12 protein-coding genes are annotated in these 10,823 nt (G+C 32.2%); 3 read left to right on the top strand and 9 right to left on the bottom strand.

Going from position 1 to position 10,823, the window contains the following annotated elements; all coding sequences use genetic code 11:
• Positions 1-32 precede the first annotated feature (32 nt).
• The 3 genes from B0I03_RS02565 to B0I03_RS02575 all read left to right on the top strand — a co-directional run bounded on the left by B0I03_RS02565 (position 33) and on the right by B0I03_RS02575 (position 2,436).
• Positions 33-1,529 carry a hypothetical protein gene (locus tag B0I03_RS02565; RefSeq protein ID WP_111565894.1) on the top strand — a complete coding sequence of 499 codons (1,497 nt, stop codon included), beginning with the start codon at positions 33-35 and terminating at the stop codon, positions 1,527-1,529.
• 115 nt (positions 1,530-1,644) lie between these two features.
• On the top strand, positions 1,645-2,028 hold the full coding sequence (locus B0I03_RS02570) for a hypothetical protein (protein WP_146603244.1): 384 nt from the start codon (positions 1,645-1,647) through the stop codon (positions 2,026-2,028).
• 3 nt (positions 2,029-2,031) lie between these two features.
• Positions 2,032-2,436, top strand: coding sequence for a hypothetical protein (locus B0I03_RS02575; RefSeq protein WP_111565896.1), 405 nt, complete (start codon positions 2,032-2,034; stop codon positions 2,434-2,436).
• 5 nt (positions 2,437-2,441) lie between these two features.
• On the opposite strand, the gene hisIE is transcribed toward B0I03_RS02575, so the two are convergent.
• From hisIE to B0I03_RS02620, 9 genes are all read right to left on the bottom strand, one after another.
• The gene (gene hisIE, locus B0I03_RS02580; RefSeq protein WP_111565897.1) at positions 2,442-3,041 is read right to left on the bottom strand and encodes a bifunctional phosphoribosyl-AMP cyclohydrolase/phosphoribosyl-ATP diphosphatase HisIE; all 600 of its coding nucleotides are present in this window, start codon (positions 3,039-3,041) and stop codon (positions 2,442-2,444) included.
• A 218-nt stretch (positions 3,042-3,259) separates the two neighbouring features.
• Positions 3,260-4,015 (bottom strand): imidazole glycerol phosphate synthase subunit HisF, encoded by a 756-nt coding sequence (gene hisF / locus B0I03_RS02585; RefSeq protein WP_111565898.1) that lies wholly within the window; start codon positions 4,013-4,015, stop codon positions 3,260-3,262.
• A 54-nt stretch (positions 4,016-4,069) separates the two neighbouring features.
• Positions 4,070-4,795 carry a 1-(5-phosphoribosyl)-5-[(5-phosphoribosylamino)methylideneamino]imidazole-4-carboxamide isomerase gene (hisA, locus tag B0I03_RS02590; protein WP_111565899.1) on the bottom strand — a complete coding sequence of 242 codons (726 nt, stop codon included), beginning with the start codon at positions 4,793-4,795 and terminating at the stop codon, positions 4,070-4,072.
• Positions 4,796-4,917: 122 nt separating this feature from the next.
• Positions 4,918-5,499: an imidazole glycerol phosphate synthase subunit HisH gene (gene hisH / locus B0I03_RS02595; RefSeq protein WP_111565900.1), complete on the bottom strand. Its 582-nt coding sequence runs from the start codon at positions 5,497-5,499 to the stop codon at positions 4,918-4,920.
• Between the two features lie 91 nt (positions 5,500-5,590).
• Entirely contained in the window at positions 5,591-6,730 is a 1,140-nt protein-coding gene (gene hisB / locus B0I03_RS02600; protein WP_111565901.1) for a bifunctional histidinol-phosphatase/imidazoleglycerol-phosphate dehydratase HisB, read from the bottom strand.
• The gene (gene hisC, locus B0I03_RS02605; protein WP_181452324.1) at positions 6,702-7,763 is read right to left on the bottom strand and encodes a histidinol-phosphate transaminase; all 1,062 of its coding nucleotides are present in this window, start codon (positions 7,761-7,763) and stop codon (positions 6,702-6,704) included. Before hisC ends, hisB begins: the two co-directional genes overlap by 29 nt.
• 5 nt (positions 7,764-7,768) lie before the next feature.
• Positions 7,769-9,043 (bottom strand): histidinol dehydrogenase, encoded by a 1,275-nt coding sequence (gene hisD, locus B0I03_RS02610; protein WP_111565903.1) that lies wholly within the window; start codon positions 9,041-9,043, stop codon positions 7,769-7,771.
• 164 nt (positions 9,044-9,207) lie between these two features.
• Positions 9,208-10,065, bottom strand: a complete 858-nt coding sequence (hisG, locus tag B0I03_RS02615) for an ATP phosphoribosyltransferase (protein ID WP_111565964.1) — start codon at positions 10,063-10,065, stop codon at positions 9,208-9,210.
• 249 nt (positions 10,066-10,314) lie between these two features.
• Entirely contained in the window at positions 10,315-10,815 is a 501-nt protein-coding gene (locus B0I03_RS02620; protein ID WP_111565904.1) for a hypothetical protein, read from the bottom strand.
• Positions 10,816-10,823: the final 8 nt, after the last annotated feature.

The following is a 10,823-nucleotide window of genomic DNA, read 5'->3' on the forward strand; positions in this document are numbered from 1 at the left end:
TATTAATTACGTTACCAAGCCATTTTAAATAAATGAAATCAAATCAGAAAAAAACGTATTATTGGGGAATTGGATTAGAGAATGAAACTTATATGCAATTTGAAGAATCGAGCATAGTTTCAGGATCATTTATTCAAGAAAAAATGGGTTGCGAACGCTATAGTATTGATTATAGAACTTGTTATAAAGAAGGAACTTTATCCACTGTTTTGGAAACAGCTTTTGATAAAAATAAAAATTACAAAGTAAGTAGAATGATGAACAGTCATTCTCTTGATAAATTAGATCTTAACTTTCAACATAAAACATTACCTAATACAAAACCTTTAGTTGATAATCCTGAATATCAAGGAAAATCAATAGTTGAAGTTTTTTTAGAAAGCCAGCCGTATAACATTCAAAGTATGTTGACTCAAAAAAACAATCCTATGGGATCTGTGAATTTTGATGGCGATTCGATTGAATTTGTAACAAAATATTTTGAAAATAGAACCATAACGGATTCGTGTGAGGAACTTAAAGCTACAAAACAATTATTCATCGACAAGATTAATGAATCAGGTGTACTTTCTGAAAAATTAAATTTTCCTAAATACAACATGGGAATCAATAGGTTTATGTCGAACCAAGAAAATCTTGTGCTGTTTAATAACGGAACCTATCATTTTCACCTTACATTGCCTACGCTTACCCAAAATAGTAGAATTATAGATTATCCAAGTTTTGAAGCAATTCACATTAACGCTATCTATTTACTACAATGGTTTGAACCTTTTTTTATTACCACATTAGGCAGTCCTGATATAATGGCAGTAATTAGCAAAAAGTATCATTTGAATGAAAAATTTGCAGGAGGCTCAATGAGAAATGCGATGTCGCGATATACTGGAGTTGGTACATTTAATAAAGTGATGGCGAAAGGAAAAATTCTAACTTACAAAGTTGATGAGTTTAGAAAACTTTTAAAATTTACTAAAGAAGAAAATATTTGGTGGCGCGATCAAATAGAATCTACGCTAGATTATGCCTTATTAGAAGATATTGGTCTTGATTTTAATCTGGAAAAGATGTATCAAAGTGGATTTGAATTTAGAAGTTTTGACGAATTCCCATCTAGTTATTTAAACGATGTATTATTAGCAATTGTTTTGATTTGCGAGCACTCTTTACATCTTCCAAACGTTTCTTGGGGACATGATAGTGTGGTTTGGAATAATTTAGTTTTTAAATCCTTGAAACATGGTTTTGAAACCAAAATTAATAACGAAGAAAAACAAGCTGTTTTAGAAGTATTACAACTTTTTGATATCACAGATGAAAGCAAAAAAATACAAACGGAGTTGAATGCAATAGAACAACTCGATGCATTTTTCTTTAAAATTCTAGCCATATTACATGACAAATACAAAGAAAACAACACTTGTATAGATGCTATGTGGGGACAAATAACAACTACTCCACCTACTTGGGATAATTTTAATAAATACCAAGTAGAACAACACTTAAAGCAAATTGAAGCATTAGATTAAGCATTTTATTCTTTTGGTTTTATTTTTTTGTGTGAAATTTCATCTTGAATTTTTATTTTAAGTAAGAATTTTTGGGGAAATTTGAATATATTTGAGGAATTAAAATGATTTAGCTTTGAAGTTTTTTGATAGAAAAATAATGTTTTCAGTTTTTATAGTAATTTCAATAATTATAGTAGTTTTTTTAAACTATAAAATAAAAACTGATATTTCTTATCATGCTGGAAAAGATAATGGTTATTTTAAAAGGTTTGAATCTATTGTTTTATTAAATATTTTGTTTTTTTTATTTATGTCAAAAAACAAAAAAATTGCTTTTACAATACTTGGATTCTTTAATGCGTTAATAATTTCTTTTTTGGGATTAATAATTACTAATTATTTTCCATCTCCATTTGATGAAGGAGGATTCAGACATTTTTTTATTTTAGTATTATCATTTATCTCTTTTTTTGCTATTGAAAAACTAATTAATAAAACATTCAAATATAAACAATAACAGATGAATCTAACTGGCAATTGGCAAGGCTTTTATGAATATGGTAGCGGTTACGATCTACCCTACTTTGGACAACGTGTAAATATTAAAGCTTCAATAACTGATACAAATGGTTCGTTTACAGGAGAAATTGAAGAAGATGATTCTGTATTTTCAACAAAATTAAACGCTACAATAAAGGGTTTTGTTGAGGATGGTTTTATATCTTTTATTAAACAATATCAAAAATATCCTATAATTTCTGATGATTATTCTTCTATTATTACATATGAAGATAAGACTTTAGAAATTGAATATGAAGGCATTTTAGATGAAAATAATAATTCAATTTATGGAAACTGGTATATTATGACTGAGAATAATGATGAAATTGCTTCTCAAGGAATTTGGCTATTAACCAAAATATAAAGACACTACTTTTCCCTTCCCTTCAAAACCTGCACAACATCCTTCAATTCAAAACCTTTAGCTTGCAACAAAATCAAATAGTGAAATAATAAATCGGCACTTTCGGATAAGAATAAATCATCGTTGTTGTCTTTAGCTTCAATGACTACTTCAACCGCTTCTTCACCTACTTTTTGTGCTATTTTGTTAATGCCTTTTGCAAATAATGAGGCAACATAACTCTTTTCCGCATCAGTATTTTCTTTGCGTTTTGCAATGGTATTTTCTAATTTTGATAAAAACCCAAATTCTTGATTATTAGCTTCTTGCCAACATGTATCTAAACCTGTGTGACAAGTTGGACCAACTGGTTTTACTTTTACTAAAAGGGTGTCGTTATCACAATCTTCTTTGATAGAAATGAGTTCTAAGAAATTGCCGCTCACTTCGCCTTTTGTCCACAATCTATTTTTAGTACGACTGAAGAAAGTTACTTTTTTTGTTGCCAATGTTTGGTCTAAAGCTTCTTGGTTCATGTAGCCCAACATTAAAACATTTTTCGTTTCGTTGTCTTGAATGATAGCTGGGATTAGGTTGTCTAGGGTTTTATTAAAATTTATTTTCATATTTAGTTATTTTTTTGACCACATAGAAACATATCTTTTATATTTAAAATTGTTAGTCCGGAGCTTCGGACGTTGTACTTTTCAGAGATTTCATAGCTATGTCTAAATATAATGCTATGACGTACTCCAAAATAATTTTCTATGTTTCTATGTGGTTTAATACTTTTTTTTAAACACATAGTCACATAGTTTTTTTAAATATTTCTATGTGTTTAATTTTACACTCTAATTGCAATATTTTGATTCTTTAAAAACTTTTTCAATTCAGGGATTTCGATTTCTTGATAGTGAAAAACACTGGCGGCTAATGCGGCATCAGCTTTTCCGTTGATAAATGTTTCCGCGAAATGTTCCATAGTTCCCGCACCACCCGAAGCGATAATGGGAATATTTACGATTTCCGATAACTTGGCTAAAGCTTCATTAGCGAATCCGTTTTTAGTCCCATCATTATTCATGGAGGTGAACAGAATTTCACCAGCACCACGTTGCTCGACTTCTTTTGCCCAATCGAATAAATTTAATTCGGTTGGCACTTTTCCACCAACTAAATGTACAATCCAATCGCCATCAATTTGTTTGGCATCTATGGCAACAACCACGCACTGACTTCCATATTTTGCTGCAATTTCATTAATCAAATCAGGATTTTTAACCGCTGAAGAATTAATTGAAATTTTATCCGCGCCATTGCGAAGCAACACATCTACATCAGCAACAGATGAAATACCACCACCAACGGTAAATGGAATATTTATCGCAGCAGCTACTTTTCTAACCAAATCGATTAAAGTAGCACGACGTTCTTCCGTTGCAGAAATATCAAGAAAAACTAGTTCATCTGCGCCAGTTTCGGCATATTTTTTTGCTAATTCTACGGGATCACCAGCATCTTTTAAATCCACAAAATTGACACCTTTAACGGTTCGACCGTTTTTGATGTCTAAGCAGGAAATGATTCTTTTTGTGAGCATAATTTAGTGATAAGTAATAAGTAAAAAGTGATAAGCATTACAACTTTTCACTTTTTACTTATTAATAATATAGTTTTCTAATTGTTTTAAGGTAATTCTGCCTTCATAGATGGCTTTTCCGATGATGGTGCCTTCGCAACCTAATTCGGCTAACTTGGGTAATTCATCGAATGTAGAAATCCCACCTGAAGCGATAAGTTTTAAATCTTTGGTTTGTTCTAAAATTTTTTTGTATAATTGAAAACTTGGTCCTTCTAGCATGCCGTCTTTTGAAATATCGGTGCAAATCACGTATTGAATTCGTTCTTTCTGATAATTTTGAATAAACGGAATTACTTCTTCTTTTGATTCTTCTAACCAACCTGAAATAGCCACTTTTTCGTTTATCGCATCAGCTCCTAAAATGATTTTATCTGCTCCGTATTGCTGAATCCAACTTTTGAAAACTTCTGGTTGTTTGATGGCAATACTTCCGCCTGTGATTTGATTGGCGCCACTTTCAAAAGCAATTTTCAAATCGGCATCAGATTTCAAACCACCACCAAAATCAATTTTTAAATTAGTTTTCGAAGCAATTTGTTCCAATACTTTATAATTCACGATTTGATTTGATTTTGCTCCATCTAAATCTACTAAATGTAAATACTCAATTCCATGTGCTTCAAATGATTTGGCTACTTCCAATGGATTTTCGTTGTATATTTTCTTTGTATCATAATCACCTTTGGAAAGTCGGACGCATTTTCCTTCTATAATATCAATTGCGGGTATTATTCTCATTTTCAATATTTTTTGGAACACAGATTATTAAAATTGAAGAAATCTTTAAAATCTTTCATTTGTTTAAGTTTAAATTTTTGAAATTTCTTGTATTTCTTAGATCTGTGTTCCTATTTTTAAAATTATAGGTTCAAAAAGTTTTTCAAAATTTGTTCTCCGAAGATTCCACTTTTTTCTGGGTGAAATTGTACTCCGAAAAAGTTATCGCGTTGCAATGCCGTACTATATTCGAGTTCGTAATTCGTGGTGGCAATCGTGTTTTCAGATAGAGATGCATAATAACTATGAACCAAATACATGAATTCGTTTTCTTTAATTCCTTTAAACAATGGCGTTTTCAGATTATAAATCGTATTCCAACCCATTTGAGGCACTTTTACTTCTTGAGAAAATTTCACAACATTAACATCAAAAATTCCTAATCCATTCGTGTTACCCTCTTCAGAATATTTACACATCAATTGCATGCCCAAACAGATACCTAAAACAGGTTGTTTCAGGGTTGGAATCAACACATCTAAACCACTATCCATCAACATTTTCATCGCACTACTCGCCTCGCCTACGCCTGGAAAAATGACTTTATCCGCTGATTTTATGGTATTCCAATCATTAGTGACAATTCCTTCAAAACCAAGTCGTTCCAAAGCGAATAAGACGCTTTGTACATTTCCTGCTCCGTAATCTATAATAGCTATTTTCATTAGTTTTTGTTTCAGGTTTCAGGTTTCAGGTTTCAGGTTTCAAGTTTATTTAGTTCTGAATAACTTAAAACCTGAAACTTGAAACAAATATTTATAACATTCCTTTTGTACTTGGTAAAATCATTTTTTCTGTATCTCTTTTCACAGCCACTTTTATGGCTTTTGCGAAGGCTTTAAAAATCGCTTCAATCTTATGGTGTTCGTTTGTGCCTTCTGCTTTGATGTTTAGATTGGCTTTTGCTCCATCTGCGAAGGATTTGAAGAAGTGAAAAAACATTTCGGTTGGCATTTGACCAATCATTTCACGTTTGAATTCAGCTTCCCAAACTAGCCAGTTTCTTCCTCCAAAATCAATCGCTACTTGCGCTAAACAATCGTCCATTGGCAAACAAAAACCATAACGTTCAATGCCTAATTTATTACCTAACGCTTTTGCAAAAACTTCACCTAATGCAATCGCTGTATCCTCAATCGTGTGGTGTTCGTCGACTTCTAAATCGCCTTTTACTTGAATATCTAAATCCATTTGACCGTGACGAGTAATTTGGTCTAGCATGTGATCAAAAAAGGAAATTCCAGTGTTGATGTTGCTTTTTCCTGTTCCGTCTAAGTTTAAAGAGATTGCAATATCTGTTTCATTTGTGGTTCTTGAAATAGAAGCTGTTCTTTCATCCAATTTTAGAAACTCATAAATCTGTTGCCAATCAGTTGTTTGTAAAGTAATTACATTTTGTAATTCTTCTAATGAAGTTGCGATTTCATTTCCACCTAAATTTTCTTCGTTTTTTATAAAAATTGCCTTTGAGCCTAAGTTTTTTGCCAATTCTACATCTGTAATTCTGTCGCCTATTACAAATGAATTTTCTAAATCGTAATCTGAATTATTCAAATACTTTGTTAGCATTCCGGTTCTTGGTTTTCTGGTTGGCGCGTTGTCTTCTGGAAAACTTTTATCGATAAAAATTTCATCGAATGTTACTCCTTCATTTTCAAACACTTTTAAGATGAAATTTTGGGTTGGCCAAAATGTATTTTCTGGAAAACTTTCAGTTCCTAAACCATCTTGATTGGTCACCATTACCAATTCGAAGTCCAATTCTTTTGCTATTTTACTCAAGAATTGAAAAACTTTTGGATAGAATTCTAGTTTGGTTAAACAGTCCAATTGATAGTTTTCTGGCTCTAAAACCAAAGTTCCATCTCTATCGATAAATAATACTCTTTTCGGCATTGTTGAAGGTTTTTAATAATTCTATAATTTGTTCGGTTTCTTCTTTGGTTCCAATACTAATTCGCAAGCAATTTTCGCATAAAGGTTGATTGCTTCTGTTACGAACCACTACTCCATTTTCTATAAATTGTTGGTATCTAAAATTGGCATCATCCACTTTAATCAAAATAAAATTGGCATCCGAAGGATATATTTTCTCAACAAACTCACATTTTGAAAGTGCTTCGATAAGTTTATTTCGTTCCACCAATATTTTTCTAACTTGTGTTGGCATGGTACTTTGCAACAATTTTTTAACTGCGGTTTCTTGAGACAAACCATTAATATTATAAGGAGGCTTGATTTTATTCAAAACCGAAATAATTTCTCTAGAGGCATACAAAATTCCAATTCGTAAACCCGCCATTGCATAGGCTTTTGATAACGTTTGGGTGATAATCAAATTAGGAAAATCTTTCAAAACACTTAACCAACTTTCGTCTTTTGAAAAATCGATATACGCTTCATCAATTACCACTAAACCTTTGAATTGATTCAGAATTTTAATTACCGATGAATCTGTAAAAGAATTTCCTGTTGGGTTGTTAGGCGAACACAAAAAGATGATTTTCGTATTGTTATCCACAGCATTTAGAATCGCTTCAACATTCGGTTGAAATTCTTCATTTAGCAATACTTCACGATTTTCGATTGCATTTATGTTGGCTAAAACTCCATACATTCCGTATGTTGGTGGCAATGTGATGATATTATCGCGATTCGGTTCACAAAAAGCTCTGAAAATCAAATCTAAGACTTCATCACTTCCATTTCCTAATAAAATAGTGTCTTTGGAAACATTATTTTTATCTGCAATAACGGCTTTTAGTTCCTTTTGTTGCGGATCTGGATAACGATTCATACCGTTAGTAAACGGATTTTCATTAGCATCTAGATAAATCATTTGCTTTGTAAACTGTTCAAATTCGTCTCGTGCTGAGGAATAGGGACTCAGTTTTTTTACGTTTTCTCGGATTAGATTTTCTAAATTCATAGTTCTTATTTTAGTCTTAATGTAACTGCATTTTTGTGTGCTTGTAAACCTTCGGCTTCCGCCATTGTTTCTATCGCTTTTCCGATGTTTTGAATTCCTTCATTTGATATTTTTTGAAATGTCATCGCTTTTAAGAAACTATCTAAATTTACACCGCTGTAACTTTTGGAATAACCATTTGTTGGTAGTGTGTGATTGGTTCCTGAAGCATAATCGCCAGCACTTTCTGGAGTGTAATTTCCAATAAAAATCGAACCCGCATTTTGAATTCCGTCAACAAAATAATCTTCATTTTTAGAACATACGATAAAATGCTCTGGACCGTATTCATTAATTAACGATAAAGCCGTTTTTTCGGTTTCAACAAAAATTAATTTGGAATTTTGAATGGCAACTTGGGCGATTTCTTGTCTTGGAAGCTCTTTTAATTGCTTGTAGATTTCTTCTTCTACATCATTTAAGATATTTTTATTGGTAGTAACCAAAATTACTTGACTGTCTTTCCCATGTTCGGCTTGACTTAATAAATCGGAAGCTACAAAACTTGGAATAGCAGTTTCATCAGCGTAAACTAACAATTCGCTTGGACCTGCTGGCATGTCAATTGCAACTCCGTTTTGAGAAGCAAATTGTTTAGCTATCGTTACAAATTGATTTCCAGGTCCGAAGATTTTATAAACTTGAGGAATCGTTTCTGTTCCGAATGTCATTCCGGCAATAGCTTGTATTCCACCCACTTTGTAAATTTTTGATACGCCACACAAATCGGCAGCATATAGAATTGCGGCATTAATTTTTCCGTTTTTATCGGGTGGCGAACACAATACAATTTCTTGACAACCTGCTAGTTTTGCAGGAACGGCCAACATTAAAACCGTTGAAAACAAAGGAGCCGTTCCGCCAGGAATGTATAAACCCACTTTTTGAATGGGACGTTTTTCTTGCCAACACGTCACACCGATAGTCGTTTCAACCACGATTTTATCTGATTTTTGAGCAGCATGAAATTGCTCGATATTGGATTTCGCTAATTGAATGGCTTCTTTTAATTCGGAAGTAACTTCATTTTTAGCCATTTCAATTTCTTCTTGTGTAACTTGGATATTTTCTAAAGTTACGCCATCAAAGAAAGATGCATATTTTGCTATGGCTTTATCGCCTTTTTGTTGTACTTCTTTGAAAATTTGTTTTACCGTTTCTTCTACATCAGAGAACGTTTGGGTTGGTCTTTTGCAAATTTCTGACCAAGTTTCGGGTTGTGGGTTGTATATTTTTTTCATGATTCTATTTTTATTTTTTGAAACACATAGTCACATAGTTTTTATTTTTTTGTCTAAAACTTCAGGCGTTTCACTTTAGATAGTTAACATAGCTATGTGTAAAATGCAATGCTTTTTAAATTCTTAATTATCTAAATTTCTATGTACCTATGTGTTTAATTCATTTACAATACCATTTTTTCAATTGGGCAAACTAAAATTCCTTCGGCTCCTGCTTCTTTTAATTGGTCGATGACTTCCCAAAATTTATCTTCATCAATTACAGAATGTACACTACTCCAACCTTCTTTGGCTAATGGCATAACCGTTGGACTTTTTAAAACAGGAAGAATTTTGCTGATTTCTGAAATTTTATCATTCGGAACATTCATTAAAATATATTTCGATTTTCTCGAACGTAAAACAGCTTGAATTCGGAATTGAAGTTTTGAAACTAATTGCTTTGCTTCATCTGAAATTCTTGGAGAAACGGCCAAAACAGCTTCACTTTTTAGAATCACTTCGACTTCTTTTAAACCGTTTTTAAATAAGGTGCTTCCGCTTGAAACAATATCTACAATCGCATCTGAAAGTCCGATGTTTGGGGCAATTTCAACCGAACCTGAGATTTGGTGAATGTCTACTGAAATTCCTTTTGAAGAAAAGTAATCAATAACTGTTTTGGGATAAGAAGTGGCAACACGTAATCCGTTTAAATCTTGAATCGAATTGTAGCTGAAATTCTTTGGAACCGCTACCGAAACTTTACATTTGGAGAAACCTAATTTTTCTGCAATTTGAATATTTTGACCTTTTTCAACCAAAAGATTATCGCCTACAATTGCAATATCAACTACACCATCAATCAAATATTGTGGAATATCCGAGTTTCGTAAATAATAGACTTCTAAAGGAAAATTGGAAGCGGTAACTTTGAGTTGGTCGTTTCCATTGTATACTGAAATTCCGCAATCTTTTAAGATTTGAATACTTTCATCGTGAAGGCGACCTGATTTTTGAATAGCAATTTTTAATGTGTTCATTTTTAATTTTTGTTTTAAAAAAGTACACCAAGGGATTTTAAAAATGCTTAACAATAAAAAACCCGCTTGATGTACTCAAACGGGTTTCTGATTTATATGGATTAATTACATAACATCATTACTTCGCTTGAGCGGAGGTATGATGATGATGTAATTGATTTAAAAACATAGTTTCTGTTATTTTTACATTGCAAAGTTAACGACTAAATTTCCGAATAAACAAAATGTTTTTGAAATTTTATATTTTGTTTAGTGATCATCGTTGTGTAATTCTTCCTCAATATTAGCTTCTGAAGTATTACCATTGCTAGCATTTTCTCTGATTTCAGTATGACGAATTTCGCCACCTGAAGTTCCTACATTTTTAGACAAAATGGCTGAACCAATGGCTAAAACTAAAACTACATAAGAGACAATTGCTGCTTTTGAATGCTTTTTAAGATTGGCAACCAAGCCTAAAATCGAAAGAATTCCTAAACCATAAAGTACTTTCATGAAGGTTTCGGCCATTTCTTCATGTTCGTGAATAATGTCATGAGTAATACCTAATTCTTCTACAATTTCCTCTGCTCCTTCGCCTGTCATCATTGTAGCTTTTGCCATAATCATGCAAATAATGAACATTACATAAGCAGTATTAACTAAAATAGTTTGCTTTTTAATTATTCCGTATGCTAAAATTCCAATTCCAAAAAATAGACCTATGATTGGAAAATGGTTAAAAACCATGTGTAAATGTGCTTGATTCATAATTTCTA

This window comes from Flavobacterium aquaticum (assembly GCF_003259835.1).
Classification (GTDB): Bacteria; Bacteroidota; Bacteroidia; order Flavobacteriales; family Flavobacteriaceae; genus Flavobacterium; species Flavobacterium aquaticum.

What these genes read in the sequence shown, in the direction of transcription:
- B0I03_RS02565 (WP_111565894.1), top strand. Translation starts at nt 33, where the DNA reads ATGAAATCAAATCAGAAAAAAACGTATTATTGGGGAATTGGATTAGAG.
- B0I03_RS02575 (WP_111565896.1), top strand. Translation starts at nt 2,032, where the DNA reads ATGAATCTAACTGGCAATTGGCAAGGCTTTTATGAATATGGTAGCGGT.
- hisIE (WP_111565897.1), bottom strand. Translation starts at nt 3,041, where the DNA reads ATGAAAATAAATTTTAATAAAACCCTAGACAACCTAATCCCAGCTATC.
- hisF (WP_111565898.1), bottom strand. Translation starts at nt 4,015, where the DNA reads ATGCTCACAAAAAGAATCATTTCCTGCTTAGACATCAAAAACGGTCGA.
- hisA (WP_111565899.1), bottom strand. Translation starts at nt 4,795, where the DNA reads ATGAGAATAATACCCGCAATTGATATTATAGAAGGAAAATGCGTCCGA.
- hisH (WP_111565900.1), bottom strand. Translation starts at nt 5,499, where the DNA reads ATGAAAATAGCTATTATAGATTACGGAGCAGGAAATGTACAAAGCGTC.
- hisB (WP_111565901.1), bottom strand. Translation starts at nt 6,730, where the DNA reads ATGCCGAAAAGAGTATTATTTATCGATAGAGATGGAACTTTGGTTTTA.
- hisC (WP_181452324.1), bottom strand. Translation starts at nt 7,763, where the DNA reads ATGAATTTAGAAAATCTAATCCGAGAAAACGTAAAAAAACTGAGTCCC.
- hisD (WP_111565903.1), bottom strand. Translation starts at nt 9,043, where the DNA reads ATGAAAAAAATATACAACCCACAACCCGAAACTTGGTCAGAAATTTGC.
- hisG (WP_111565964.1), bottom strand. Translation starts at nt 10,065, where the DNA reads ATGAACACATTAAAAATTGCTATTCAAAAATCAGGTCGCCTTCACGAT.
- B0I03_RS02620 (WP_111565904.1), bottom strand. Translation starts at nt 10,815, where the DNA reads ATGAATCAAGCACATTTACACATGGTTTTTAACCATTTTCCAATCATA.